Here is a 25,961-nt window from a genome sequence, read left to right on the forward strand (position 1 = left end):
CGGGAGGGTGTGGGAGAGTAGGTCACCGCCGGACAATCTTTCAGGTAGGGCTCCGACACTTTGGCTGTCGGGGCCCTACCTGCATTTCCGCAGAATTCTCACGTCTACGGACGTGAGACGCACGTATGACAGGAAGGCCACGCCTTGCGGCGGTGCCACCTGGAAATTAGGGGGTTCCCAGCCTACGAGGCATGGGGACCCCCTATTTTGCGTTCCCCAGCCCTCGAAGCCCTCCGCAAATCCCCAAGACACGCCCGCATCCCCATGCCATCCGACCTCGCACCGCCACCTGACGCCGACCCGCCACCCTGCCTCGCCCCGCCACCCTGCGTCGCCCCGCGTGGGAAGCGGTCGCGGTGGTCAGTAGGGTTGAGGGGTGGACTTTCGTGCGGTTGAACGCGCGATCATGGAGCGTGGCGTCGAGTGGGATTTCGAGCCGACGCTGGACCGGATCGCGGCCCTGGTGGATCTGCTCGGCTCCCCGCAGCGGGCCTATCCCGTCATTCACATAGCGGGCACCAACGGCAAGACGAGCACGGCGCGACTGACCGAGGCCCTGCTCAAGGAGCGCAATCTGCGGGTGGGCCGCTTCACGAGCCCGCACCTGGAGTCGATGCGCGAGCGGATCACGGTCGACGGTGAGCCGCTGAGCGAGGAGCGTTTCGCCGAGGTTTATGAGGAGATCGCACCCTACGTCGAGCTGGCCGACACGCAGGGGCGGCGGATCCAGTTCTTCGAGCTCCTCACGGCCATGGCCTTCGCCGCCTTCGCCGACACGCCGATCGATGTGGCGGTCGTCGAGGCCGGCATGGGCGGCTCCTGGGACGCCACGAACGTCGCCGACGGGACCGTGGCCGTCATCACCCCGATCTCGCTGGACCACACCGACCGGCTGGGGCCCGACATCCCGAGCATCGCGGGCGAGAAGGCGGGCATCATCAAGGCCGGCAGCACCGCCGTGCTGGCGCAGCAGCAGCTGCCCGCCGCCGAGGTGCTGATGCGGCGGGCCGCCGAAGAGGGCGCGGTGGTGGCCCGTGAGGGGCTGGAGTTCGGCGTACTGAGCCGTGAGGTGGCGCTGGGCGGCCAGCTGCTGACCCTGCGGGGCTTGAAGGGCGTGTACGACGACGTGTTCCTGCCGCTCTACGGCACCCATCAGGCGAGCAACGCGGTGTGCGCGCTGGCCGCGGTGGAGGCGCTGACCGGCGGTGACGATCCGCTGGACGTGGAGCTGGTGCGGCAGGCTTTCGCTCAGGTGACCTCGCCCGGCCGGATGGAGGTCGTACGCCGTAATCCGACCGTCGTGGTGGACGCAGCGCACAATCCGGGTGGCATGGAGGCGACTCTGGAGTCGCTGCAGGAGGCGTTCGGCTTCGCCAAGGTCATCGCCGTCATGGGAGTCATGTCGGACAAGGATGTCGACGGGCTGCTGGAGTTGCTGGAGCCGATGGTCGACGAGATCGTCGTCACGCGTAACTCGTCGCCCAGGTCCCTGTCTCCCGGCGAGCTGGCGGCGCTGGCCGTGCCGCTCTTCGGTGAGGACCGGGTGCATGTCGTGGAGCGGCTGGACGAGGCCATCGACCAGGCGATCGGCATGGCCGACGCCGAAGGGGAGTTCAGCGGGACCGGGGTGCTGATCACCGGGTCCGTGGTCACGGCGGGGGATGCCCGCCATCTGCTGAAGGCGGAAGGCTCCTGATGGGCTCGCTGCTGTCGTTCCAGGTCACGCCGGGCATGCGCAGGCTGGGGTCGAGCGTGCTCGGGATGGAGGCGATCGTCGCCGCGCTGGTGACTCCGGTGGCGATCTCCGTCGGCGGGGTCGCGCCGGCGCTGGCGGTGACGGTCGGCATCGGGCTGGCCGTGCTGTGCGTGGTGGCGGCGGGGCTGCTCAAGCGCCCGGCCGGGTACATCATGGGCAGTGTCGTGCAGGTCCTGGCGATCTGCACAGGGTTCATGGTGTCGGCGATGTTCTTCCTGGGTGCGCTCTTCACGGCGTTGTGGATCACCGCGATATTCGTCGCTCGCCGTGTCGAGGGCGTGACTTCCCGCTAAAGTCGAGCCTCATGGCCGTCCCCTCAAATCATCGGTCCGCGGATGCCGCTGTGTCCGGCGCGAGGCTCGGGTGGTTCTCCGATGCCGTGCTCGCGTTGCTCATCGTGGCTGCGCTGCCGCTGGCGATCGTCGCCATCCCCAACACCGTGTCCGTCGTCGCGGCTCTGCTGCCCGACGGGATCGACCGCGTGGAGCTGATGCGGGCCCACGGGCTCGCCCTTCCGGCGATGATGCTGACCGTCCCGCTCGCCGCCATGGCGCTGCGCCGGGTCAAGGCCGCTCATCTCCTGCTCGGCGGGCTGGCGCTGCTGGCCGTCGCTGACGCGGCGGGTGGTTACGCCGGGTCGGTCTTCGTGGTCGGCGTGCTGCGCGTGGCGCACGGCATCGGTGCGGGGCTGCTGCTGCCCGCCACGCTGTTCGCCGTCTGGGATCGGGCGCCCGTGCTGCGCGGCCTGTGGGCCGGCATGCTGGCGCTGAGCCTGCTGGGCGCCCAGGCCCTGGCGTTGTGGCCGCTCGACGGGGTGACGCGCTGGCAGGTCACGCTGCAGCCGTTCCCGCTGCTGACCGGCATCGCGCTCGCGCTCGCCGCCGTCTACTTCGTGCTGTGGATGGCCGCCGGGCGGCCCGCGGCGCCGGGCGTGCGTTTCCAGGAGCGCGGCCGGTTGCTGAAGGCCACCGCGCCGGCGGCCGGCATCGCGGTGCTCGCGATCAGCACCGCGAGCCAGGACTGGCGTGCCGACCTGGTGATCCTGCTGGCCGTGCTGGCCATCGCGGGGCTGCTCGCGCTGGCGTCCACGGGCAGTCGCGAGAGCCGCGCGTTGTCGTACACGATGGTGGCCGTCGGGGTGGTGTTGCTGCCCAGCATCGCTCAGGTGACGTACGTGGAGATGCGCGGGCTCGGCGGGCCCGGTCTGTCGGGGCTGTGGCTGCCGTTCTGTGTGGCGGGGCTGGCGGCGGTGGCGGCCGCGGTCCTGGTGCGGCGGTTCGCCGCCTCGAACAGGTGGGTCACGTCGCTCGGCCTGCTGGCGATGGTGGCGGGGCTCTCCTCGGTGCGGTTCCTGACGCCGTCGCCGGAGGGCCTGGTGCTGGTCGTGCCGTTCGCCCTGCTCGCGGTCGGCGCGGCGGTGGCGCTCACGGCGGCGCTGACTGCGGCGTTCACGGCGGCGTCCGGCCAGGCGGGGGTGGGGGCGGCGATGTTCGCGCTGGCGTTGTGCCTGCCCGCCGTGCTCGCCGGCTATCTGCTGGGCACCGGTGTGCAGCTGACGATGGTGCGGGGCGTCAGCTCGGCGCAGGAGCTCGTCGACGGCTTCGTCTCCGCGCTGCACCTGTGGGCGCTGGTGGGTGGGTTCCTCGTGGTGGTGGTGATCGTCCTGGCCGCGGTGCTGTCCCGCCGTGCCCGCGCCACGGAGGAGGCCGACGGCGTGCGGCGCGATGACGTACGGGAGAACAGTGCGGTCTCCTCGGTGCCGGCGCCCGCGCAGTCGCCGGAGGACGGCGCCCCGGCGTAGGAGCCGAAACTGGAGGACCGCCGCGGGACGGTAAGCTGAGCCGCAGTTTCAGCGACGCGGCGGGGCGTTCCTCAGAGCCGGCCGCGACCATCTCAAAGGAGAATCCCACGTGTCTGAGCGCACTCTTGTCCTGATCAAGCCCGACGGGGTCAAGCGCGGCCTCATCGGCGACGTGATCGCCCGTGTGGAGCGCAAGGGCCTCAAGGTCGTGGCGATGGACCTGCGCACCCTCGACGTCGACACCGCCAAGGCGCACTACGCCGAGCACTCCGAGCGGCCGTTCTTCGGCGAGCTCGTCGAGTTCATCACCTCTGCCCCGCTGGTCGCGCTGGTGCTCGAGGGTCCCCGGGCCGTCGAGGCGTTCCGCGCGCTGGCCGGTCTCACCGACCCGGTCAAGTCCGCTCCCGGCACGATCCGCGGCGACCACGCCCTCGAGATCGGTGAGAACGTCGTCCACGGCTCCGACTCGCCCGAGTCGGCCGCCAGGGAGATCAAGATCTTCTTCCCCGACCGCTTCTGATCCTCGCGGGGAGCACGCTCTCCCCGCCGTATGTGGTGCCCGCCGGCCTCGTGCCGAGCGGGCACTTCTCGTTTTCGGCCGAGAACTGCCCAGCTGACGCATTCCGGGCAAAGGTGGAGTTGGCTGAGGGGCGCGAGAATTTTGTGGGGCACACGGGCTCATTGCGTGGCCTGGTGGGTACGTCACGTTACGATTCGAATTCGATCCGTAGTCATTCGGCGAACGACGTCACGGAAGGCTCCGTTCCCCATGGGCAGCAAGCTCGCCTTTCTCGGCCGTGACATGGCGGTCGATCTCGGCACCGCAAACACACTGGTCTACGTCCGCGGTCGCGGCATCGTGCTCAACGAGCCGTCGGTCGTCGCGATCAACACCGCCAGCGGCAGGATCGTCGCGGTCGGCATCGAGGCCAAACGCATGATCGGCCGGACGCCCGGCAACATCGTCGCCGTACGACCGCTCAAGGACGGGGTGATCGCCGACTTCGACGTCACCGAGCGAATGCTGCGATATTTCATCCAGCGCGTGCACAAACGGCGTCATTTCGCCAAGCCGCGCATCATCATCGCCGTGCCCAGCGGCATCACGAGCGTGGAGCAGCGGGCCGTCAAGGAGGCGGGCTACCAGGCGGGGGCGCGCAAGGTCTACATCGTCGAGGAGCCGATGGCCGCGGCGATCGGGGCCGGCCTGCCGGTGCACGAGCCGACCGGCAACATGGTGGTGGACATCGGGGGCGGCACCACCGAGGTGGCGATCATCTCCATGGGCGGCGTGGTGACCAGCCAGTCGATCAGGGTCGGCGGCGACGAGCTGGACCAGGCGGTGATCACCTTCGTGAAGAAGGAGTTCTCGCTCATGCTCGGCGAGCGCACCGCTGAGGAGATCAAGATGGCGATCGGCTCGGCCTTCCCCTGTGACGGTGACGCGCATGCCGAGATCCGTGGGCGTGACCTGGTCAGCGGCCTGCCCAAGACGATCGTGGTGTCCGGCGAGGAGATCCGCAAGGCCACCGAGGAGCCGGTCAACGCGATCGTGGACGCGGTCAAGACGACGCTCGACAGATGCCCGCCGGAGCTGTCCGGCGATCTGATGGACCGCGGCATCGCCCTCACGGGCGGCGGCGCGCTGCTCAGGGGCATGGACGAGCGGGTCAAGGCGGAAACGGGCATGCCGGTGCATCTGGTGGAGAACGCGCTCGACTCCGTCGCGCTCGGCTCGGGCAGATGTGTGGAGGACTTCGAGGCGCTGCAGCAGGTGCTGGTGCCGGAGTCGCGACGCTGATGAGGGACTCGCGCCACGCACGGCTGATCCTGGGAATGCTACTGACGGCGGCGCTGGTCATCCTGACCGTGGACCACCGCACCGGCGAGGGCTCGCCGATGCGCCAGCTGCGCGCCGCCGGTGCGTGGGTGTTCGGTACGGCGGAGCAGGTGGGCGGAGCCGTGACCCGTTCCGTGGGCGGGTTCGTGCACGGGGTCGTCACCGCTCCGCACGCCCGTGAGGACATCGAGCGGCTCAAGAAGGAGAACGCCAAGCTGCGCGCCGGCCTGGCGGCCAACAAGCTCGACGAGACCCGCTCCACCGAGCTCAGGCGGCTGCTGGGACTCGCCGGGCTCGGTGGCTACCAAGTCCTCCCGGCCAACGTGATCGCCAGGCGCGGCGAGCCGGGCTTCGAGGACGCCATCGAGCTTGACGCCGGCACGGATGACGGCGTGCGCGCCGACATGACCGTGCTCAACGGCGACGGGCTGATCGGCCGGGTCGTCCGCGCGTCCAGTCGTACGTCGACCGTGGTGTTGCTGAGCGACCCGGCGTCCGCGGCGGGCGCGCGGCTGGAGGGCGGGCAGGAGATCGGCGTCGTGCACGGGGTGGGGGAGAACGGCCGGCTCCTGCGCTTCCGGCTGCTCGACTCGACGGCGCCGATGACCAGAGGCGGGCGCCTGGTCAGCTTCGGCTCGCATCATGGCGCTCCGTACGTGCCGGGGGTGCCGATCGGGGTGATCGAACGGGTGGAGGCGACGCCGGGCGCGCTGACCAGGATCGCCTACGCCAAGCCGTTCGCGGACCTCACGGCGCTGGACGTGGTCGGCGTGGTGGTGCGGGGCCCCGCGCGTGACCCGAGGGACGCGGTGCTGCCGCGCAGGGAGGGAGCTCGATGACAGGGGCCGTGGTCATAGTCGCGGCGGTGCTGGCGCAGGTCATGCTGGTGAACCGGCTGCCGTTGCCGGCCGGGGGCGCGCCGGACCTGGTGCTGCTGGCCGTGGTGGGCGTGGCGCTGCTGCGCGGGCCGGCGGCCGGGGCGGTGATCGGGTTCTGCACGGGGCTGCTGGTGGACGTCGTGCCGCCGACGGCGCATCTGGCGGGGCTGTACGCGTTCGTCTTCGCGCTGGTCGGCTACCTGGCGGGGCGTGGGGCGGGCGGCCGGGTCACCACCGTCGTGCTGTGCGTGCTGCTCGCGCCGGTGCTGGCCGCGGCGGTCGGCGGACTGCTCTCCGATCCGAGGGTGACGGTCAGCACGCTGACCGAGCAGGTGCCCGTGACCGTCGTGTACACACTCGTGCTGGCTCCCGTGGTGATCTGGCTGACCGCGCGCGCCGGGCAGCAGCAGCCGAGGTACACGATATGACCAGGATGCGGACCAGGTTGATCGTGCTGCAGGCGCTGGTGCTGATCCTGCTCGCGGCGCTGACCGTACGGCTGTGGCAGGTTCAGGTCGTACGCGGGCCGGAGCTGGTGAATCGGGCGACCGAGACCAGGACGAGAGTCGTGATCGTGCCGGCCGTCAGGGGGCAGATCCTCGACTCGTCGGGCCGGCCGCTGGTGCGCAACAAGACCGCGCTGGTCGTCTCGGTGGACCGGACCGGCCTCACCAGGATGAAGGACCAGGGGCTGAAGGTGCTGAGCAAGCTGTCGCAGGTGCTCGGCAGGCCGGTCGCCCACCTGACCAAGCGGATCACGCCCTGCGGGCCGAAGGTGCCCAAGCCCTGCTGGACCGGCTCCCCGTACCAACCGGTTCCGCTCGACGAGAAGGTCGACACCCGTGAGGCGCTGCAGATCCTGGAGCGGCAGGAGGAGTTTCCCGGGATCTCGGCGGAGATCCATGCGGTCAGGGAGTATCCGGGCGGCCGGGCGGGCGCGCAGATGCTCGGTTACCTGTCTCCGGTCACCCAGGACGAGCTGGAGAAGCGCGTCGGGCTGAAGGCCACGTTCTCCGGTGTGGACCTGGCCGGGCGCGACGGCATCGAGTACGTCTACGACGAGGAGCTGCGGGGCAAGGCAGGGCTGCGCCGGGTGCAGGTGGACCGGATGGGCAAGGCCCTCGGCGTGGAGCAGGAGGTCGAGCCGGTCGCCGGGGATCACCTCGTGACCAGCATCGACGCCCGCATCCAGGCCGTGACGGAGCAGGCGCTGCAGAAGGCGATGAAGTCCGCGCCGCACGCCGACGGCGGCGCCGCGGTGGTGCTCGATCCGCGGACCGGGCGGGTGCTGGCGCTGTCCAGTGCCCCCGACTACGACCCGGCGGTCTGGGCGGGCGGCATCTCCGAGCGGATGTACCGCCACCTGCTGTCGGACAAGTCGGGCAAGCCGCTGGTGTCGCGGGCGATCAACGGCCAGTTCGCGCCCGGTTCGACGTTCAAGGTGTCGTCGGTGGCGTCGATGCTGCGGGCCGGCTACCCGCTGAACGGGAAGTACAGCTGCCCCGGCTCGGTCAACGTGGGCGGCCGGGCCTTCAACAACTTCCGCGGCATCCCTCTCGGCACGCTGTCGCTGCACCTGGCGCTGGTGAAGTCGTGCGACACGATCTTCTACCGGGCGGCCTTCGAGCAGTATCTGCGCGACGGCGGCCGCACCCCGAAGAAGAACGCCCAGGAGGTGTTCGCCAACACGGCCAGGAAATTCGGGTTCGGCAGCCCGACCGGGATCGACCTGCCGGGGGAGTCGGCGGGGCGCATCCCCGACCGCCGCTGGAAGAAGGAGATGTGGGCGCAGACCAGCGCCACCAACTGCAAGCGCGCGAGCACCGGCTATCCGGAGGTGAAAGACGCCGCGCGGGCGGCCTTCCTCAAGCGCCTGGCGCACGAGAACTGCACCGAAGGCTTCGTGCTGCGGCCCGGTGACTCGGCCAACTTCTCCATCGGGCAGGGTGACGTGCTGGTGACGCCGCTGCAGCTCGCCCGGGCGTACGCGGCGCTGGTGACCGACGGCCAGGTGCGCAGCCCGCGCATCGGGTGGGCGCTGGTGCGACCGGACGGCAAGGTGGTCAAGAAGGTCCCCGTGCCGGTGGTGGGCAAGCTGCCGCTCAAGGAGAACGAGCGGCTCTACATCAAGAACGCGCTGAGCCAGGTGGCCTCCGACGGTACCGCGGCCGGGGCGTTCAGCGGCTTCCCGATGGACAAGGTGCGCATCGGCGGCAAGACCGGTACGGCGGAGGTCTGGGGCAAGCAGGACACCTCCTGGTTCGCCTCCTTCGCGCCCACCAAGAACCCGCGCTTCGTCGTGGTCGTCATGGTCTCGCAAGGCGGGATGGGCGCCCAGACCGCCGCCCCCGCCGCCCGCGCGATCTACGAGGGCATCTTCGGCATCAAGAGGCCGGCCGCGCTGCCGGACGGCAGGCCCGTGTCGAAGCTGCCGAAGTTCGCTCCCGACGGAACGGTGATCAGGGAATGACCACCGGGGCGCTGAGGGGGAGGCGGCGCTCGCTCGCCCGGCGGGCGTTCGGCCCGGAGTCGATCGTGTGGCGGCTGGACGGGGTGCTGCTGGTCGCGGTCATCGCGCTGTCGGTGATCGGCGCTCTGCTGGTGTGGTCGTCGACCAGGACGTGGGCCCCCGGCTCCACGGGGCTGCTGAAGAAGCACCTGCTCAACCAGGGCATCGGCGTGTTCCTGTGCGCCGCGGTCTCGATGATGGACCATCGGGCGGTGCGGGCGTACGCGCCGCTGGTGTTCCTGGTCTCGCTGATCGGGCTGGGCCTGGTGCTCACGCCGCTGGGGGCGACGATCAACGGCTCACACTCGTGGATCCTGCTGGGCGGCGGGTTCGCGGTGCAGCCCTCGGAGTTCGCCAAGGTCGGCCTGCTGCTGATCACGGCCATGCTGCTCGCCCAGCCGGTCGAGGGCACAGATCGGCCGCGCGGCCTCGACGTGCTGCTGGCGCTGGTGGTGGCGGCGATGTCACTGGCGCTGGTCATGCTGCAGCCCGACCTCGGCACCGCGCTGGTGCTGGCGGCGATCTCGGCCTCCGCGCTGATGATCTCGGGAGTACGCAAGCGGGTCATCGCCTTGCTGACGCTGGTCGGCGCGGCCGGGGTGTTCAGCGTTTTCTACTTCGAGATGCTGGAGCCGTACCAGCTCGCGCGGTTCACCGCCTTCCTCGACCCGAACGTCGACCCGCGCGGGGTCGGCTACAACAGCACGCAGTCGCTCATCGCGATCGGCTCCGGGCAACTGTTCGGCAAAGGTCTGCTGGGCGGCGGGCAGACGACCGGCCGGTTCGTGCCGGAGCAGCACACCGACTTCATCTTCACCGTGGCGGGCGAGGAGTTCGGCTTCCTGGGGGCGGCGACGGTCGTGCTGCTGCTCGGCGTGGTCCTGCTGCGCGGGCTGAAGATCGCCAGGCAGTGTGAGGACAGGTTCGGGACGCTGGTCGCGGGCACGATCGTGTGCTGGTTCGCGTTCCAGATGTTCGTGAATGTGGGGATGACGATCGGCATCATGCCGATCACCGGCCTGCCGTTGCCCTTCGTCTCCTACGGTGGCACCGCCACGTTCGCGAATCTGATCGCGGTGGGGTTGCTGCAGGGGATCCGGGTGCGCAGGCAGCCGTCGTACGCCTAGAAGTACCGGTCACGTGACGGGCGCCGCTAGTGTGGGGCGTATGCCTGTCGAGTCGATTTTTCCCCGCCTGGAAGCGCTGCTGCCGAAGGTGCAGAAGCCCATCCAGTATGTCGGGGGTGAGCTCAATTCGACGGTGAAGGACTGGGACGCGGCCGACGTGCGCTGGGCGCTGATGTACCCGGACGCGTACGAGGTCGGGCTGCCCAACCAGGGGGTCGCGATCCTCTACGAGATCCTCAACGAGCTGCCCGCGACGCTGGCCGAGCGCACCTACGCGGTCTGGCCCGACCTTGAGGCGCTGATGCGCGCCGAGGGCGTGCCGCAGTTCACCGTCGACGCGCACCGGCCGGTGCGCGCCTTCGACGTGCTCGGCCTGTCGTTCTCCACCGAGCTCGGCTACACCAACATGCTGACCGCGCTGGATCTGGCCGGCATTCCGTTGCTGGCCGCCGATCGGGGCGAGGACGATCCGATCGTGCTCGCGGGCGGGCACGCCGCCTTCAATCCCGAGCCGATCGCCGACTTCCTGGACGCGGCGGTGCTGGGCGACGGCGAGCAGATCGCGATCGCCATCTCCGAGGTCATCCGGGAGTGGAAGGCCGAGGGCGAGCCCGGCGGGCGGGACGAGCTGCTGATGCGGCTGGCCGAGTCCGGCGGGGTCTATGTGCCGAAGTTCTTCGACGTGGACTATCACCCCGACGGTCGCATCAAGCGGGTCGCGCCCAACCGGGCCGACGTGCCGTGGCGGGTGCACAAGCACACGGTCATGGACCTCGACGAGTGGCCGTACCCGAAGAAGCCGCTGGTCCCGCTGGCCGAGACGGTGCACGAGCGGTTCAGCGTGGAGATCTTCCGCGGCTGCACCCGCGGCTGCCGGTTCTGCCAGGCCGGGATGATCACCCGGCCGGTCCGCGAGCGCTCGATCACCACGATCGGCGCCATGGTCGAGAACGGCATCAAGGAGTCCGGCTTCACCGAGGTCGGCCTGCTGTCGCTGTCGTCCGCCGACCACAGCGAGATCGGCGAGGTCGCCAAGGGCCTGGCCGACCAGTACGAAGGCACCAACACCTCGCTGTCGCTGCCCTCGACCCGCGTCGACGCCTTCAACATCGACCTGGCCAACGAGTTCTCCCGCAACGGCAGGCGCTCCGGCCTCACCTTCGCTCCCGAAGGCGGCTCCGAGCGGCTGCGCAAGGTGATCAACAAGATGGTCACCGAGGAAGACCTCATCCGCACCGTCACCGCCGCCTACTCCCAGGGCTGGCGGCAGGTGAAGCTCTACTTCATGTGCGGCCTGCCCACCGAGACCGACGAGGACGTGCTCGGCATCGCCGACCTGGCCAAGAAGGTCATCAAGGCGGGCCGTGAGGCCAGCGGCTCGCGCGACATCCGCTGCACCGTCTCCATCGGCGGGTTCGTGCCCAAGCCGCACACCCCGTTCCAGTGGGCGGGTCAGACCGACCACGAGACCGTCGACAGGCGGCTCAAGGCGCTGCGCGACTCCTTCAGGGGAGACAGGGAGTACAGCCGGGCCATCGGCTTCCGCTACCACGACGGCAAGCCGTCGATCATCGAGGGCATGCTCTCGCGCGGTGACCGCCGGATCGGCGCCGTCATCCGCAACGTCTGGGAGGACGGCGGGCGGTTCGACGGCTGGAGCGAGCACTTCTCCTACGAGCGGTGGATGGCGGCCGCGGCCAAGGCCGGCATCGACGTCGACTGGTACACCGTGCGCGAACGCGAGGAGAACGAGGTCCTGCCCTGGGACCACCTCGACGCGGGGCTCGATCGCGAATGGCTCTGGCAGGACTGGCAGGAGGCCGTCAACGGCGGCGAGGTCGAGGACTGCCGCTGGACTCCCTGCTACGACTGCGGCGTCTGCCCCACCATGGGGACGGAGATCCAGATCGGTCCGACCGGCAGGAAACTTCTTCCCCTCACCGTCGTCTAGCGGCTCTGAGTGCGCGCCCGGTGTCTCGCCGTACATGATCCTGAGCCGGGCAGGCCTCGGGGCGGCATATCCTGAAGGAACCTGGGATGAAAGAACTCTGATAAGGGAAGGACGACAAGGCTCTGAAACCTGTTCCCGATGGGCCCCCGCCCGCGCCAACGGTGCAGCGCCTGCGTGTGCGCTACGCCAAGCGCGGACGCCTGCGCTTCACCAGTCACCGCGACATCTCGCGGGCCGTCGAAAGAGCGGTCCGCCGTGCCGGCATTCCGGTGGCCTACAGCGCGGGTTTCTCGCCTCATCCGAAGATCTCCTACGCGGGAGCGGCGCCGACCGGCGTTGCCAGCGAAGCCGAATACCTCGAGATCGGCGTCACGACGCCGTGCGATCCGCAGCAGGTCAGGACCGACCTTGACGGATCGCTGCCGCCGGGCCTGGATGTGCTCGACGTTGTCGAGGCCGGCCCCGGCGCGCTGGCCGACCGCCTGGAAGTCTCCGAGTGGGAGGTGCGCCTGCCCGATGCCGATCGCGACCTCGCCGTGACAGCGGTGGAGAAGTTTCTCGCGGCCGGCACCGTGGAGGTCGAGCGCCTCATGAAGAAGGGTCCGCGCCGCTTCGACGCGCGGGAGGCCGTGCTGAGGCTCACGGTGCCCGAGGGAACAGAGAGAACTGCAGCTCAGGTGGCTGGACAGTCGTGTGTCATACTGCGCATGGTTGTTCGGCACATGACGCCTGCCGTTCGACCCGACGATGTGCTCACAGGGCTGCGCCTTGTGGCCGACTTCGCGCCGCCGGTCCCCCCCGAGGTGACCAGGCTGGCGCAGGGGCCGCTGGACGATAGCACCGGTGCGCTTGCCGACCCGCTCGACCTGGACCGCGAGACTACGCGCGGCGGCGAGGCGGGACCGGCGGGTGAGCACGACGTCGGTTGAGGAAGGCGCCCCGCGGGGCGCTACCACTGACAGGACTTGGCGCCATGCCCTCGAAAGAGGGCGTGGCGGACAACGAGACACGATGGCTCCTGCGCGGCGCGGCGACGCGCCCGGGGGCTGACGGGAGAGCGCCCGCATGCTCGACGAGAACGAGCCCAACGCCGGGGCCATTGGCCCTGACGGGGAGACAACAGAACAGACCACGGTGACCAGGCGCCGCCGCGCGGCCAGCCGACCGGCCGGCCCGCCACCCGAGCTGCCCGAGCAGCCGGTTTCGGCCCCGGTCACCGCTCCAGCCGCACAGGCCGCCCCCTCGGTGACCGAGGGACGGTCCGTGCCCAGCACGGCGGCGCAGCGCGCCGCCGGAACCCCGGACGAGCCCCCCGCGGGCGTGTCCGGGGAGGCGTCCGATGTCACGCCTGAGGTGGTGGGGAGCCGGGTCGAGGAGGCCGTGGCCGCCGCCGTTGAGGTGGACAAGCCGAAGCGTGGCGCGCGGACCCGGTCGACCGTGACCACGACGCGTCGCCGTACCAGCAAGAAGGCCGAGGAGGCCGCCGCTTCCGGGGCGGCGGACAGTGCCGCCGAGGCCGCCGAGGTCACCGGTGGGGCGCAGAGCGCCCTGAGCGGCGCGGACAGCGCCGCGGGCGCCACCGGCGTGGCGGAGAGCCCGGCGGACGCCGGCGCCGCCGTGGGTGGCGAGCAGGCCGCTGAGGAGGCCCCCGTCAAGCGGCGCCGCACCCGGAAGAAGCCGGAGGCCGAGCAGGACGCGACGCGCCCGTCGGCCGGTGCCGCCGAGGCGGACCTGGCGGGCGCCGAGCCCGCACAGGCAGCCTCCGGCCAGGTCGGCGAAGGGGTGGCGGCGCAGGCCGCTGCCAGTGTCGGTGAGGCGGCCGCGCAGCGGGCCGGAGCAGCCGACGCCGACGAGGACATCCTGGAGATCCTGCCCGAGGACGAGCCGCTCGACGACGAGCCCGCCGGGGAGGACCTGGACGAAGAGGACAAGCCGAGTCTGCTGGCCGACCCGTTCGGGCTGACCGTGCGCAGGCAGGACCACCCGGGGATGGCCTTCCAGCGGCCCGCGGCCATCTTCGCGCCGTTGTTCCAGGCGCCCGACCCGACGCAGGCCAAGCCGGTGCGTCCCGAGCCGCAGCCCCAGCCGCAGCCCGAGCCGGTCGCCGAGGTGATCGAGGAGGCAGCCGAGGAGGCCGTCACCGAGGACGACGTCGATGACGGCTCCGACGAGCAGGACGACGAGGGCGGCAGCCGCCGCCGGCGTCGCCGCAGGGGTGGCCGGGGCCGTGGCAAGTCGCGCGAGCGTGACGACGCCGACGACGGCGAGGACACCGAGGAGGAGGGCGAGGAGGAGCAGCCCGAGGAGTCCCAGGATGAGGGCACCGGCTCCCGTCGCCGCCGCCGCAGGCGCAGGCGCGGCACCGACGAGGAGGTCGCCGAGCCCGCCGGGGACGACCCGCCCAACACGGTCGTGCGCATCCGCGCGCCCCGCTCGGGACGCGCCGCCGCGCACGACATCGCCACCGACGGCGTGCAGAGCGTGCGTGGCTCCACCCGGCTGGAGGCCAAGAAGCAGCGCCGCCGCGAGGGCCGTGAGCTCGGCCGCAGGCGTCCGCCGATCATCACCGAGTCGGAGTTCCTGGCCCGCCGGGAGTCCGTCGACCGGATGATGGTGGTGCGCCGCACGGGCGACCGTACGCAGATCGCGGTGCTGGAGGACGGCGTCCTCGTCGAGCACTACGTCAACCGCGAGGCCAGCCAGTCCTACGTCGGCAACGTCTACCTGGGCAAGGTCCAGAACGTGCTGCCGTCGATGGAGGCCGCCTTCATCGACATCGGCAAGGGCCGCAACGCCGTCCTGTACGCCGGTGAGGTCAACTTCGACACCGCCGGCATGGAAGGCCAGCCCAAGCGCATCGAGTCGGCGCTGAAGTCCGGTCAGTCGGTGCTGGTGCAGGTCACCAAGGACCCGATCGGTCACAAGGGCGCCCGCCTGACCTCGCAGATCAGCCTGCCCGGCCGCTACCTGGTCTACGTGCCCGACGGCTCGATGACCGGCATCAGCCGCAAGCTGCCCGACAAGGAGCGCACCCGGCTCAAGAGCATCCTGAAGAAGGTCATGCCCGAGAACGCCGGCGTGATCGTGCGTACGGCGGCGGAGGGCGCCTCGGAGGAGGAGCTGGCCCGCGACGTGGCCCGCCTGTCGGCGCAGTGGGAGGCCATCCAGAAGAAGGCCAAGAACGCCAGCCCGCCCGAGTTGCTCTCGGCCGAGCCGGACCTGACCGTCCGGGTGGTCCGTGACGTCTTCAACGAGGACTTCACCTCGCTGGTCGTGCAGGGTGAGGGCGCCTGGGAGACGGTCGACGAGTACGTGCAGTACGTCGCGCCGCACCTGGGCGAGCGGCTGTCGAAGTGGGACGGCGAGCAGGGCGACGTGTTCGAGTCGTACCGGATCGACGAGCAGCTCAGCAAGGCGATGGAGCGCAAGGTGTGGCTGCCGAGCGGCGGCTCCCTGGTGATCGACCGGACCGAGGCGATGACCGTCGTCGACGTCAACACCGGCAAGTTCACCGGCCAGGGCGGCAACCTGGAGGAGACCGTCACCCGCAACAACCTGGAGGCGGCCGAGGAGATCGTCCGCCAGCTCAGGTTGCGCGACATAGGCGGCATCATCGTCATCGACTTCATCGACATGGTGCTGGAGTCCAACCGCGACCTGGTGCTGCGGCGGATGCTGGAGTGCCTGGCGCGCGACAGGACCAAGCACCAGGTGGCCGAGGTGACGTCGCTGGGTCTGGTGCAGATGACGCGTAAGCGGGTCGGTCAGGGGCTCCTGGAGGCGTTCTCGACGCCGTGTGACTGCTGCAACGGGCGCGGCCTGATCGTCTCCACGGAGCCGGTCGAGCACAAGCCCGAGCCGCGTGGCACCCAGGGCAAGATGGCAGTGGAGAAGGCGGTCTCGGAGAAGGTTTCCGCGGCCAAGGACTCCGCTGGTCGTGATACCGTGACCGATGCGCTTGAAGACGTCCCGACCGAGGACGACCAGGCCGGCCAGACATCCGGCAGGGGGCGGCGACGCTCCCGCCGAGCCAGGTCCGGCGAGTAGCAGCGCTGCTCGGTGGACTGTCCGATGAATCGTCCGGTTCGCCTAGGGCGCCGTTAATCCGGTACCCTAGACAACCGGTGCGTCAGGTGACGTGCCCTGTTGGCGCGCCCCACGGTTCGTCGGTTCCAGATGGGCCGAATGACGGGCGCAGCATTCGGAGTCAGCGGCCATTCCGCATGGGATGGCCGATGGATCGCAACAGTGAGTCAGTAGAAGGGTTCCGCGGTGTACGCGATCGTTCGTTGCGGCGGCAGGCAGCAGAAGGTCTCCGTCGGTGACGTCCTCGAGGTGGACAAGGTCGCCGGCGAGGTCGGCTCTTCGGTTTCGCTGCCGACGGTGCTCGTCGTCAACGACGGCGATGTGACCACGGAGGCGGGCAAGTTCATGGTCAGCGCCGAGATTCTCGGTGAGACCAAGGGCCCCAAGATCCGCATCCTCAAGTACAAGAACAAGACCGGTTACAAGAAGCGCCAGGGTCACCGTCAGCGGTACACCCAGGTCAAGATCACCGGTATCGACCAGGCCTGATCGGGAGTTAGAGATGGCACACAAGAAGGGCGCGTCGTCCACCCGGAACGGCCGCGACTCCAACGCTCAGCGCCTGGGCGTCAAGCGCTTCGGCGGCCAGCTGGTCAACGCGGGCGAGATCATCGTCCGTCAGCGTGGCACCCACTTCCACCCCGGCGACAACGTCGGCCGTGGTGGCGATGACACGCTGTTCGCGCTGTCCGCGGGCCACGTGCAGTTCGGCACCAAGCGCGGTCGTCGCGCCGTGAGCATCGTCCCCGTCGCGGAGTAAATACGCCGCGTCGCGGGTTGTAGAAAGGGTGGATCGCCTGCCGATCCACCCTTTCGCTGTTTGTGGCGCGGCGCCGTGACCGGTGCCGCGCCTGATGTTTGAGGCAGGACTCGCCGTTGGCGAGGATCGCATGAGGGCCCCCAGGGGCCGATGGAGGAGAAGCGGAAATGCCGGACTTCGTGGACCAGGTGATCCTGCATGTCAGGGCCGGTGACGGGGGGAACGGCTGCGCCTCCGTGCACCGGGAGAAGTTCAAGCCGCTGGGCGGCCCCGACGGCGGCAACGGCGGGCGCGGCGGCGACGTGATCCTCGAAGTGGATCCCAACACCGCCACACTGCTCGAGTACCACCACCGCCCGCACCGCAAGGCCGACAGCGGCAAGCAGGGCCAGGGCTCCAACCGGGACGGAGCCAACGGCGGCGACGTGGTCCTGCCGGTGCCCAGCGGCACCGTCGTCAAGGACGCCCAGAGCGGCGAGGTGCTGGTCGACCTGGTGGGCGTGGGGACCCGTTACGTGATCGCCCAGGGCGGGCACGGCGGGCTCGGCAACGCCGCGCTGGCCAGCGCCAAGCGGAAGGCGCCGGGGTTCGCGCTGCTCGGCGAGCCCGGTGACGCGCTGGACGTCATGCTGGAGCTCAAGAGCGTCGCCGACGTGGCGCTGGTCGGCTTCCCCAGCGCGGGCAAGTCGTCGCTGATCGCGGCGCTGAGCGCGGCCAAGCCCAAGATCGCCGATTATCCGTTCACCACCCTGATCCCCAACCTGGGCGTGGTGACGGCGGGCGACCACATCTTCACCGTCGCCGACGTGCCGGGGCTGATCCCCGGCGCCTCCGAGGGCAAGGGGCTGGGCCACGAGTTCCTGCGCCACGTCGAGCGGTGCGACATGCTGCTGCACGTCATCGACTGCGCCACCATGGAGCCGGGGCGCGACCCCGTCACCGACTACGAGGTGATCGAGGCCGAGCTGCGGGCGTACGGCAAGCTCGAAGGCCGCCCGCGCATGGTCGTGCTGAACAAGTCGGACGTGCCCGACGCCCGCGAGCTGGCCGAGCTGGTACGCCCCGAGTTCGAGGAGCGGGGGCTGCGGGTCTTCACCGTGTCCGCCGCCACCCACGACGGGCTGCGCGAGCTGACCTTCGCGATGGGGGAGTGGGTGGCCGCCGCCCGCGCCAACCGGCCGGTCGAGGAGCCGACGCGGCTGGTCATCAGGCCCAAGCAGCTCGGTGATGCCGGGTTCCAGGTGCGCCGGGTGAACGACACCATCTTCCAGGTGACCGGTGAGAAGCCGGAGCGGTGGATCAGGCAGACCGACTTCACCAACGACGAGGCCGTGGGCTATCTCGCCGACCGGCTGGAGCGGCTCGGGGTGGAGCAGGAGCTGGTCAAGGCCGGTGCCACCGCCGGGGTGGAGGTCGTGATCGGGCCGATGGAGGGCGGGTACGTCTTCGACTGGCAGCCCACGCTCAACGCCGAGGCGGTGCGGCAGGGGCCGCGCGGCTCCGACAACCGGCTGGTGTGACCGCTGCGGCAAAGCCGTCAGAAAGGCTCGGATAAGCTTTGGACGTGCGCGAACAGCTGAGCTCAGCGTCCAAGGTCGTCGTCAAGGTCGGATCGTCCTCGCTCACCACCCCAGAGGGCACGATCGACGTGGACCGGGTCGACGCGCTCGTGGACGTGCTCGCGACGCGCCGGCGCGCGGGCACGCAGCTCGTGCTGGTCTCGTCGGGTGCGATCGCGGCGGGTCTCGGCCCGCTCGGGCTGGCCTCGCGACCTCGCGACCTCGCCACGCAGCAGGCCGCCGCGTCGGTCGGCCAGGGCGTGCTGGTCGCCCGCTACACCTCCTCCTTCGCCCGGTACGGCCTGCGCGTCGGGCAGGTGCTGCTGACCGCCGACGACATGATGCGCCGGGCCCACCACGCCAACGCCCAGCGCACCCTGGACCGGCTGCTGGATCTCGGCATCGTGCCGATCGTCAACGAGAACGACACCGTCGCCACCGACGAGATCCGCTTCGGCGACAACGACCGGCTGGCGGCCCTGGTCGCCCACCTCATCAGGGCCGACGCGCTGGTGCTGCTCTCCGACGTGGACGCGCTGTACGACGGCCCGCCCAGCCGGGCCGGGTCGCGGCGGCTGGCGGAGATCCGCGGGCCGGAGGACCTGGTCGGCGTCGAGCTGGGCAGGAGCGCCGGCCGAGTCGGCACCGGCGGCATGATCACCAAGGTGCAGGCGGCCAAGATCGCCACCGGCGCGGGCGTGCCGGTGATGCTGACCGCCGCCGCGCACGCCGCCCAGGCGCTCGCCGGGGCCGACGTCGGCACCTTCTTCCACCCGGGCGGCCGGCATCCGGGCACCCGGTTGCTGTGGCTGGCCCACGCGGCCACCGGGCGCGGGCGGCTGCATCTCGACGCGGGCGCGGTCGAGGCCGTCGTCACCCGGCGCAAGTCGCTGCTGCCCGCCGGGGTCACCTCGGTCGAGGGTGAGTTCGCCGCCGGTGACCCGGTCGACCTGTGCGGGCCGCGTGGGCGGGTGCTGGCGCGCGGACTGGTCAACTTCGACGCCGGCGAGATCCCCGAGCTGCTCGGGCGCTCCACCAGGGAGCTGGCCGTCACACTCGGTCCGGAATATGAACGCGAGCTGATTCACCGTGACGACATCGTCATACTGGAGTCCCACAGCTGAGGTCCGACGACGAGCACGCGGAGTGAAGGCATGACAACAGAGTTCCTACGGGTCGCCCACGCCGCACGGGAGGCCGCCGCCGAGCTGGCCCCGCTGGCGCGGGCGCCCAAGGACCGGGCGCTGCGTGCCGTCGCCGATGCGCTGGTCGCGCACGCCGCCGAGATCGTCGAGGCCAACGCCGAGGACGTCGAGCGGGCCAGGGCGCAGGGCACCTCCGAGGCCATGGTCGACCGGCTCCGGCTCGACGAGGCCCGGATCGGCGCCATCGCCGAGGCGGTGCGGCAGGTGGCCGACCTGCCCGACCCCGTGGGCGAGGTGGTGCGCGGCTCCACCCTGCCCAACGGGCTGGAACTGCGCCAGCTGAGGGTGCCGATGGGCGTCATCGGGATCATCTACGAGGGCCGCCCCAACGTCACCGTCGACGCCGCCGCGCTCTGCCTCAAGAGCGGCAACGCGGTGCTGCTGCGGGGCTCCTCCAGCGCCTACTCCTCCAACACCACGCTGGTGCGCGTCATGCAGGAGGCGCTGGCGGGCACCGAGGTCCCGGCCGGGGCCGTGCAGCTCGTGCCGGGCCTCTCCCGGGACTCCGTCAAGGAGCTGATGCGCGCTCGCGGGCTGGTCGACGTGCTGATCCCGCGCGGCGGCGCGTCGCTGATCAACTCGGTGGTCGAGGAGTCGACCGTGCCGGTGATCGAGACCGGCGTCGGCAACTGCCACGTCTACGTCGACGCCGAGGCCGACCAGGAGCTGGCCGTGGAGATCCTGGTCAACGCCAAGGCGCAGCGGCCCTCGGTGTGCAACGCGGCCGAGACGTTCCTGGTGCACGCCGACGTGGCCGGGGAGTTCGTGCCGAAGGCGCTCGACGCGCTCAAGGCGGCGGGCGTGACGGTGCACGGCGACGAGGCGATCGCCCGCCACGGCGAGGTCGTGCCCGCCACCGAGGAGGACTTCTTCGCCGAATACCTCTCCTACGACATCGCCGCCGCCGTCGTCGGCTCCCTGGAGGAGGCCGTGGCGCACATCAGGCGTTACGGCTCCGGCCACACCGAGGCGATCGTGACCCGCTCCCAGCAGGCGGCCCGCAGGTTCGTGTCGCTGGTGGACTCGGCGGCGGTCGCGGTCAACGCCTCCACCCGGTTCACCGACGGCGGCGAGTTCGGTTTCGGCGCGGAGATCGGCATCTCCACCCAGAAACTGCACGCGCGCGGCCCGCTGGGCCTGCCCGAGCTGACCTCCACCAAGTGGGTCTACACCGGCGACGGCCACCTGCGCACATCAGAGGGCACGGTCATCGCGGGGTCAGGCAGCTGACCTGTTCGGCGGACGGGATCCGGCGTCGTAGGAGGCAGGGTCGTAAGAGGCAGGGTCGCAGGAGGCAGGGCTCGACGGTCTGCGGGCGGGGCGTTCCCCCCTTCGCGGCCGAGCCTTCGGCGCGCCGCGGCCGTCTTTCTCCGTCCCGGCGCTAGGGTTGTGTCCCTTATGGGCGCGCCGAGCGGGGAGGGACGGTGAGCAAGCTCGGCAAGGTCGGGCCTTACACCCTGCTTGAGCGGCTTGGCCGCGGCGGCATGGGCGAGGTCTACCTCGCGAGCGCTCGCCGTGGTGAGCGTGTCGCACTCAAGGTGCTGCACGACCTCAGCGAGGACGATTCCTCACGCATCAGGCTCGAACGCGAGGTCCGCGCACTGCGCAGGGTCGAGAGCCCGTACGTGGCGAAGGTCCTCGACGCCGACCTGTCGTGTGCCCGCCCCTACCTGGTCATGGACCACATCGAGGGCGCCACGCTGCTGGACCTCGTGCGCAAGCAGGGGTCGCTGGACCTGGCGCAGCTCGTCGATCTCGCCCACGGCATCGCCACCGCGCTCGCCATCATCCATGCGGCCGGGATCGTGCACCGCGACCTCAAGCCCGGCAACATCATCATGGGCGCCGACGGCCCGGTGCTCATCGACTTCGGCATCGCCCAGGTGATCGACGCCACCCGGCTCACCATGACCGGTACGTTCCTCGGCACGCCCGGCTACACCGCGCCGGAGATCTTCGCCGACGAGCAGGTGGAGTCGCCCGCCGACGTGCACGCCTGGGCGGCGACGGTGGCGTTCGCCGCCACCGGCCGGCCGACGTTCGGGCGCGGCACGCCCGAGGCGCAGATGTACGCGGTGCTGAACGGCCAGGCCGACCTCAAGGGCGTCCCGGTGGCGCTGCTGCCGCTGGTGCGGGCGGCGCTCAACCGCGAGCCGGGCAAGCGGCCCACCGCGGCGCTGCTGGCCGATCGGCTGGCCCGGCTGGCCAAGGCGACCAGCACCTCCGAGGCCGAGCCCCGGGCCGGGGCCGCCGAAGAGGAGGCGCGGGGCCGTACGGTGGAGGACGCCAAGTTTGTGCCGCCGCGTGGGCGCGCCGGTGAGGAGCCCGTGACGCCGCGCCCGCGCGCTGACGGCAAGGTGCCCCCACCTCGCTCCCGTACGGCCGCTGACGGCAAGGCACAGCCCCGCGCCCGCGCGACCACCGACGGGAAGGTGCCGCCGCCACGGGGCCGCGCGGTGGACGACGGCAAGCCGACCTCCCGGAGCCGGGGCGACGACGGCAAGGCGCCGCTGTCCCGGAGCCGGGGCGAGGACGTGAAGGCGCGGGCACGGGGCGACGACGGCAAGGTGCCGCCGGCTCGGAGTCGTGGCGACGACGTGAAGGCCCGGGGGCGTGTGGACGAGGGCCAGGCGTCACCGTCCCGGGTGCGCGGCGGCGACGACGGCAAGGCGCCCTTGTCACGGGTGCGCGGGGACGACGGCAAGACGCCGTCGTCGCGGGCGCGTGGTGAGGACGGCAAGACGACGGCGCGGAGCCGGGTGGGCGCTGACGGCAGGGGCGCGGCGGTGCGCAGCCGCGTCCGTGAGGGCGCTCAGACGGCCGTACGGGCCCGTACCAGGTCCCAGACGGCCGCCCGCGAGGCCAGGCTCAGGTCCGAGGCCACCACGCTGCCGGCCGGCAACACGGCGCTGGTGCTGCTCGCCGTACTGGCCGTGCCGTGTGTGGTGGCGTCGGTGATGTGGCCGATCGCCTCCATCGGCATCACGGCCGTGTTCGTGGTGCTGACCAGGACGCTCTGGATGGGCCACTGGATGGTCAGGAAGCGCACCTCGCGGCGGGTCCGGGTGACGTTGCGGGTGCTGTCGTTCCCGTTCGCGCTGGTGGGCGCGGCCACGACGGCGGTCGTGTGGCCCGGCGCGCCCGTCGCGGTGGCGGCGGGCGGAGCGCTCTGGGTCACCGGCGGCGGCGTGATCGACTCGTCCTGGTGGCAGCAGGCCGCGCCGGTCACCGTGGCGGGCGTGGTGTTCGGCATGCTGTGCGGGGGCATCACCGGCCGGGAGATCGAGCGGGTCGGCTCCCGGTTGCCGGAGCTGCGCAGGGAAGGGCTGCGCGCACTGGCCGTGCTGGGCGGCTTCGTCGCCCTGTGCGCGGCTGCCGTGCGCGCGATCGCCCTGCTGCTCTGACCCCGTCAGCTCAGACTGTCAGCTCAGACTGTCAGCTCTGGCCGTCGCGGCGCGCGAACCTGTTGAAGATGCGCTCGCCCGCGCCGACGGCGCCTTCGGCCACGTCACGCAGTACGCCGATGAACGGGTCCTGGGACTCCGACCAGGACCTGCGGTAGGAATCGGCGGCCGCCTTCATCTCGTCGGTGACCCTGGCGCTGGCGTCGTCCTCCCTGCGCGGGTAGTCGCCGCCGATGATGCGGTCGTACTCGCCGCTGCGCTGCCACTTGTCCAGCTCGGCCACGCGCACCACGGCGAACGGGTGGGTGGTGCCGAGCAGGTTGAGCACCTTGAGGAAGCCGTCGCGCAGGTCGCCTGCGGTGTCGTACTCCTGGTACTGGGCGAGGAAGGCCTCGATGTTCATCTCGTGGGTGTAGTCGCCGCCGGCGAGCTTCATCAGCGCGCGCTTGGCCGCCTCGGGGTCCTGGCCGGTGAGCAGGCCGCCGCGGTCGGAGGAGAGCTCCGACTTGCGGTACCACTCCTCCAGGCCGGCCACGATGGCGCGCAGGCCGATGTAGCCGAGCGGGATCCAGGCCACGCGGGTGGCCAGGCGGGTGAGGATGTCGAGCATCGTCCGGTAGACGGCGTGGCCCGACAGGATGTGCGAGGTCTCGTGCCCGATGACGAAGCGCTGCTCCTCCTCGTTCATGAGGTTGAGCAGGCCGGTGGTCACGACGATGAACGGGTCGTCGAAGCCGATGGCCTTGGCCTGGACCTGCGGGTCCTGCTGGACGTAGATCTCGGGAATGCGGTGCAGGTCAAGGGTGTAGGCGGCGTCGCGGCCCATGTCGTAGAGGGAGCGGAACTGGGTCTCGCTCACGCGCACGGCCGACGCGAGGTACATCAGGCGCAGGCGGCGCTCGCTGATGAGGCCGGACATTTGCTTGAGAACCGTGTCGAACCCGCTCAACTTCCGCAGAGCGACCAGGGCCGACCGGTCTGCGGGGTGTTCGTAGGCACGGGACGAGATGCCGGGCAATTGGACGCGGTTGCGGTCCGGGGTGGTCGTCATGCCCGGCATGCTACGTCCGCAACGGGAGTGATGCGCGGACATCACCGAGGGGGGTCCTGTCATGTTGTGATAAGGCCTCCGCGTAAGGTCCGTTTCATGATGAACGCGCCTGGTATCCAGGGGAAGCGACGTGTGGGAGTGATGGGAGGCACTTTCGATCCCATCCATCACGGCCACCTGGTCGCCGCCAGCGAGGTGGCACACCACTTCGAGCTCGACGAGGTCGTCTTCGTCCCCACGGGCCGCCCGTACCAGAAGGCGGAGCGCGAGGTCTCCGCGCCCGAGGACCGCTACCTGATGACGGTGATCGCCACCGCGTCCAACCCCCGCTTCTCCGTCAGCCGGGTGGACGTGGACCGGCCGGGGCCGACCTTCACCATCGACACGTTGCGCGACATCTCGGAGAAGTACGGTCCCGACGCGGAGCTGTACTTCATCACCGGGGCGGACGCCCTCGGCGCCATACTCGACTGGCAGAACGCCGAGGAGCTGTTCGAGCTCGCTCACTTCGTCGGCTGCACCCGGCCGGGTCACACGCTCCATGACCCGGGACTGCCCGAGGGCAGGGTGACGCTGCTGGAGATCCCCGCGCTGGCCATCTCCTCCTCGGAGTGCAGGCAGCGCGTGGAGAAGGGGGAGCCCATCTGGTATCTCGTGCCCGACGGGATCGTGCAGTACATCAACAAGCGCGGCCTGTATCACGCCCATGCCTGACCGAATCGCGTCACACGTGGGGCGTCACGGTCGTAACGGGTACCCTCAACATGAGGGAGTGTTGTCGACACAGGAGGACCGACCCGCATCGTGACAGCAACCGACAGAGCCGTCCAGCTCGTGAGAATCGCCGCAGAGGCCGCGGCGGACAAGCTGGCCGACGACATCCTCGCCTATGACGTCAGCGAGCAGCTCGTCATCACCGACGCTTTCCTGCTCTGCTCCGCAACCAACGATCGTCAGGTACGCGCCATCGTCGACGAGATCGAGGACAGGCTGCGCGCCGAGGCCGACGCCAAGCCGGTGCGCCGGGAGGGCGAGCGCGAAGGCCGTTGGGTGCTCCTCGACTACATCGACATCGTGGTGCACGTGCAGCATGAGGAGGACCGCACCTTCTACGCGCTGGAGCGCCTCTGGAAGGACTGCCCGGCGATCAGCCTGCCGGAGGGCGTCATGCAGGCCAACATCCAGAGGGCCCGCACTTGAGCAAGCGGATCGTCTGCCTCAGACATGGGCAGACCCTGTGGAACGTCGAGCAGCGCTTTCAGGGCCACTCCGACATTCAGCTCAACGAGCAGGGCATCGCCCAGGCGGCGCGAGCGGCCTCGCTGCTCGCCGCGCTGCGGCCCACCCACATCGTCTCCTCCGACCTCCAGCGGGCCAACGACACCGCCCTCGCGCTCGGCCGCCTCACCGGGCTCGACGTGGCGGTGGACAAGGACTTCCGCGAGCGCGGCGGCGGCCAGTGGGAGGGCCTCACCCGCGCGGAGATCGCCGAGCGCTGGCCCCAGGAGTACGTCGCCTGGGAGGCGCCCGACGGAGAGCCGGTGACGGAGGTGGCCGCCCGGGTCGCCGCGGCCATGCGGCGGTGGGCGGCCAAACTCGACGATGACGGGCTGCTGGTCGTCGCCTCCCACGGCGCGGCGCTGCGGCTGGGCATCTGCGAGCTGCTCGGGCTGCCGCAGGAGACGTGGTCCGCCATCGGCGGGCTGAGCAACTGCTCGTGGTCCGTGCTGGAGCAGGGACGGCGAGGGTGGCGGTTGCTGGAGCACAACGCCGGCACCCTGCCCGAGCCGATCAGCGGCGACGACAGTCCTGACGCCGAAGGGCGCCAGTGAAGGCTCTGACCAGCCCGTACGGCCCGCGCCGTACGGGCTGATCGGCTGTCGATTAGGCGAATCCTCTGGATGGCTATATGCTCTCCGAGCGCCGCAAAGAGCATGCTCCACGCGGCGACCAGGGGCTATGGCGCAGTTGGTAGCGTGCCTCCATGGCATGGAGGAGGTCTAGGGTTCGAATCCCTATAGCTCCACCCCTTTA

22 protein-coding genes and 1 tRNA gene are annotated in these 25,961 nt (G+C 70.6%); 22 read left to right on the forward strand and 1 reads right to left on the reverse strand.

Annotated elements, in window-relative coordinates:
* The first annotated feature begins 406 nt into the window (after window positions 1-406).
* From ACTMTF_RS43205 to ACTMTF_RS43290, 18 genes are all read left to right on the forward strand, one after another.
* The gene (locus ACTMTF_RS43205) at window positions 407-1,696 is read left to right on the forward strand and encodes a bifunctional folylpolyglutamate synthase/dihydrofolate synthase (protein ID WP_441115977.1); all 1,290 of its coding nucleotides are present in this window, start codon (window positions 407-409) and stop codon (window positions 1,694-1,696) included.
* Window positions 1,696-2,049, forward strand: a complete 354-nt coding sequence (locus ACTMTF_RS43210; protein ID WP_441115910.1) for a DUF4233 domain-containing protein — start codon at window positions 1,696-1,698, stop codon at window positions 2,047-2,049. The genes ACTMTF_RS43205 and ACTMTF_RS43210 overlap by 1 nt, the downstream gene beginning before the upstream one ends.
* 50 nt (window positions 2,050-2,099) lie before the next feature.
* The gene (locus ACTMTF_RS43215) at window positions 2,100-3,557 is read left to right on the forward strand and encodes a hypothetical protein (protein ID WP_441115911.1); all 1,458 of its coding nucleotides are present in this window, start codon (window positions 2,100-2,102) and stop codon (window positions 3,555-3,557) included.
* A gap of 109 nt (window positions 3,558-3,666) precedes the next feature.
* Window positions 3,667-4,077: a nucleoside-diphosphate kinase gene (gene ndk / locus ACTMTF_RS43220; protein ID WP_157246518.1), complete on the forward strand. Its 411-nt coding sequence runs from the start codon at window positions 3,667-3,669 to the stop codon at window positions 4,075-4,077.
* 249 nt (window positions 4,078-4,326) lie between these two features.
* Window positions 4,327-5,358 carry a rod shape-determining protein gene (locus ACTMTF_RS43225; protein ID WP_397003809.1) on the forward strand — a complete coding sequence of 344 codons (1,032 nt, stop codon included), beginning with the start codon at window positions 4,327-4,329 and terminating at the stop codon, window positions 5,356-5,358.
* Window positions 5,358-6,236 (forward strand): rod shape-determining protein MreC, encoded by an 879-nt coding sequence (mreC, locus tag ACTMTF_RS43230; RefSeq protein ID WP_397003807.1) that lies wholly within the window; start codon window positions 5,358-5,360, stop codon window positions 6,234-6,236. Before ACTMTF_RS43225 ends, mreC begins: the two co-directional genes overlap by 1 nt.
* The gene (gene mreD, locus ACTMTF_RS43235; protein ID WP_441115912.1) at window positions 6,233-6,703 is read left to right on the forward strand and encodes a rod shape-determining protein MreD; all 471 of its coding nucleotides are present in this window, start codon (window positions 6,233-6,235) and stop codon (window positions 6,701-6,703) included. Before mreC ends, mreD begins: the two co-directional genes overlap by 4 nt.
* Window positions 6,700-8,745 carry a penicillin-binding protein 2 gene (mrdA, locus tag ACTMTF_RS43240; RefSeq protein ID WP_441115913.1) on the forward strand — a complete coding sequence of 682 codons (2,046 nt, stop codon included), beginning with the start codon at window positions 6,700-6,702 and terminating at the stop codon, window positions 8,743-8,745. Before mreD ends, mrdA begins: the two co-directional genes overlap by 4 nt.
* Entirely contained in the window at window positions 8,742-9,911 is a 1,170-nt protein-coding gene (rodA, locus tag ACTMTF_RS43245) for a rod shape-determining protein RodA (RefSeq protein WP_397003801.1), read from the forward strand. The genes mrdA and rodA overlap by 4 nt, the downstream gene beginning before the upstream one ends.
* A gap of 40 nt (window positions 9,912-9,951) precedes the next feature.
* Window positions 9,952-11,862 carry a TIGR03960 family B12-binding radical SAM protein gene (locus ACTMTF_RS43250; RefSeq protein WP_441115914.1) on the forward strand — a complete coding sequence of 637 codons (1,911 nt, stop codon included), beginning with the start codon at window positions 9,952-9,954 and terminating at the stop codon, window positions 11,860-11,862.
* 176 nt (window positions 11,863-12,038) lie between these two features.
* The gene (locus ACTMTF_RS43255) at window positions 12,039-12,791 is read left to right on the forward strand and encodes a TIGR03936 family radical SAM-associated protein (RefSeq protein WP_441115915.1); all 753 of its coding nucleotides are present in this window, start codon (window positions 12,039-12,041) and stop codon (window positions 12,789-12,791) included.
* Between the two features lie 136 nt (window positions 12,792-12,927).
* A complete protein-coding gene (locus tag ACTMTF_RS43260) occupies window positions 12,928-15,909 on the forward strand; it encodes an Rne/Rng family ribonuclease (protein ID WP_441115916.1) in 2,982 nt (993 codons plus the stop codon).
* Window positions 15,910-16,134: 225 nt separating this feature from the next.
* Window positions 16,135-16,437, forward strand: a complete 303-nt coding sequence (gene rplU / locus ACTMTF_RS43265) for a 50S ribosomal protein L21 (RefSeq protein ID WP_103963887.1) — start codon at window positions 16,135-16,137, stop codon at window positions 16,435-16,437.
* 13 nt (window positions 16,438-16,450) lie between these two features.
* Window positions 16,451-16,708 carry a 50S ribosomal protein L27 gene (rpmA, locus tag ACTMTF_RS43270; protein ID WP_189144684.1) on the forward strand — a complete coding sequence of 86 codons (258 nt, stop codon included), beginning with the start codon at window positions 16,451-16,453 and terminating at the stop codon, window positions 16,706-16,708.
* A gap of 167 nt (window positions 16,709-16,875) precedes the next feature.
* Window positions 16,876-18,228, forward strand: a complete 1,353-nt coding sequence (gene obgE, locus ACTMTF_RS43275; protein ID WP_441115917.1) for a GTPase ObgE — start codon at window positions 16,876-16,878, stop codon at window positions 18,226-18,228.
* A gap of 44 nt (window positions 18,229-18,272) precedes the next feature.
* Window positions 18,273-19,391, forward strand: a complete 1,119-nt coding sequence (gene proB, locus ACTMTF_RS43280; RefSeq protein ID WP_441115918.1) for a glutamate 5-kinase — start codon at window positions 18,273-18,275, stop codon at window positions 19,389-19,391.
* A 30-nt stretch (window positions 19,392-19,421) separates the two neighbouring features.
* Entirely contained in the window at window positions 19,422-20,702 is a 1,281-nt protein-coding gene (locus ACTMTF_RS43285) for a glutamate-5-semialdehyde dehydrogenase (protein ID WP_441115919.1), read from the forward strand.
* 194 nt (window positions 20,703-20,896) lie between these two features.
* Window positions 20,897-22,876: a protein kinase domain-containing protein gene (locus tag ACTMTF_RS43290; protein ID WP_441115920.1), complete on the forward strand. Its 1,980-nt coding sequence runs from the start codon at window positions 20,897-20,899 to the stop codon at window positions 22,874-22,876.
* Window positions 22,877-22,907: 31 nt separating this feature from the next.
* Here ACTMTF_RS43290 and ACTMTF_RS43295 read toward each other — a convergent pair whose 3' ends face one another.
* Entirely contained in the window at window positions 22,908-23,936 is a 1,029-nt protein-coding gene (locus tag ACTMTF_RS43295; protein ID WP_397003784.1) for a M48 family metallopeptidase, read from the reverse strand.
* A gap of 87 nt (window positions 23,937-24,023) precedes the next feature.
* On the opposite strand from ACTMTF_RS43295, the gene nadD reads away from it, so the two are divergent.
* From nadD to ACTMTF_RS43315, 4 genes are all read left to right on the forward strand, one after another.
* Window positions 24,024-24,641, forward strand: a complete 618-nt coding sequence (nadD, locus tag ACTMTF_RS43300) for a nicotinate-nucleotide adenylyltransferase (RefSeq protein ID WP_441115921.1) — start codon at window positions 24,024-24,026, stop codon at window positions 24,639-24,641.
* A gap of 90 nt (window positions 24,642-24,731) precedes the next feature.
* On the forward strand, window positions 24,732-25,127 hold the full coding sequence (gene rsfS / locus ACTMTF_RS43305; protein ID WP_441115922.1) for a ribosome silencing factor: 396 nt from the start codon (window positions 24,732-24,734) through the stop codon (window positions 25,125-25,127).
* Window positions 25,124-25,759 carry a histidine phosphatase family protein gene (locus ACTMTF_RS43310; RefSeq protein ID WP_441115923.1) on the forward strand — a complete coding sequence of 212 codons (636 nt, stop codon included), beginning with the start codon at window positions 25,124-25,126 and terminating at the stop codon, window positions 25,757-25,759. Before rsfS ends, ACTMTF_RS43310 begins: the two co-directional genes overlap by 4 nt.
* A gap of 121 nt (window positions 25,760-25,880) precedes the next feature.
* Window positions 25,881-25,953, forward strand: a tRNA-Ala gene (locus tag ACTMTF_RS43315).
* The last annotated feature ends 8 nt before the right edge of the window (window positions 25,954-25,961 follow it).

The organism is Nonomuraea sp. ZG12 (assembly GCF_052068115.1).
GTDB lineage: Bacteria > Actinomycetota > Actinomycetes > Streptosporangiales > Streptosporangiaceae > Nonomuraea.

Coding starts and splice junctions, on each gene's coding strand:
- ACTMTF_RS43205 (WP_441115977.1), top strand. CDS start 407: ATGGAGCGTGGCGTCGAGTGGGATTTCGAGCCGACGCTGGACCGGATC.
- ACTMTF_RS43210 (WP_441115910.1), top strand. CDS start 1,696: ATGGGCTCGCTGCTGTCGTTCCAGGTCACGCCGGGCATGCGCAGGCTG.
- ACTMTF_RS43225 (WP_397003809.1), top strand. CDS start 4,327: ATGGGCAGCAAGCTCGCCTTTCTCGGCCGTGACATGGCGGTCGATCTC.
- mreC (WP_397003807.1), top strand. CDS start 5,358: ATGAGGGACTCGCGCCACGCACGGCTGATCCTGGGAATGCTACTGACG.
- mreD (WP_441115912.1), top strand. CDS start 6,233: ATGACAGGGGCCGTGGTCATAGTCGCGGCGGTGCTGGCGCAGGTCATG.
- mrdA (WP_441115913.1), top strand. CDS start 6,700: ATGACCAGGATGCGGACCAGGTTGATCGTGCTGCAGGCGCTGGTGCTG.
- rodA (WP_397003801.1), top strand. CDS start 8,742: ATGACCACCGGGGCGCTGAGGGGGAGGCGGCGCTCGCTCGCCCGGCGG.
- ACTMTF_RS43250 (WP_441115914.1), top strand. CDS start 9,952: ATGCCTGTCGAGTCGATTTTTCCCCGCCTGGAAGCGCTGCTGCCGAAG.
- ACTMTF_RS43260 (WP_441115916.1), top strand. CDS start 12,928: ATGCTCGACGAGAACGAGCCCAACGCCGGGGCCATTGGCCCTGACGGG.
- rpmA (WP_189144684.1), top strand. CDS start 16,451: ATGGCACACAAGAAGGGCGCGTCGTCCACCCGGAACGGCCGCGACTCC.
- obgE (WP_441115917.1), top strand. CDS start 16,876: ATGCCGGACTTCGTGGACCAGGTGATCCTGCATGTCAGGGCCGGTGAC.
- ACTMTF_RS43285 (WP_441115919.1), top strand. CDS start 19,422: ATGACAACAGAGTTCCTACGGGTCGCCCACGCCGCACGGGAGGCCGCC.
- ACTMTF_RS43295 (WP_397003784.1), bottom strand. CDS start 23,936: ATGCCGGGCATGACGACCACCCCGGACCGCAACCGCGTCCAATTGCCC.
- nadD (WP_441115921.1), top strand. CDS start 24,024: ATGATGAACGCGCCTGGTATCCAGGGGAAGCGACGTGTGGGAGTGATG.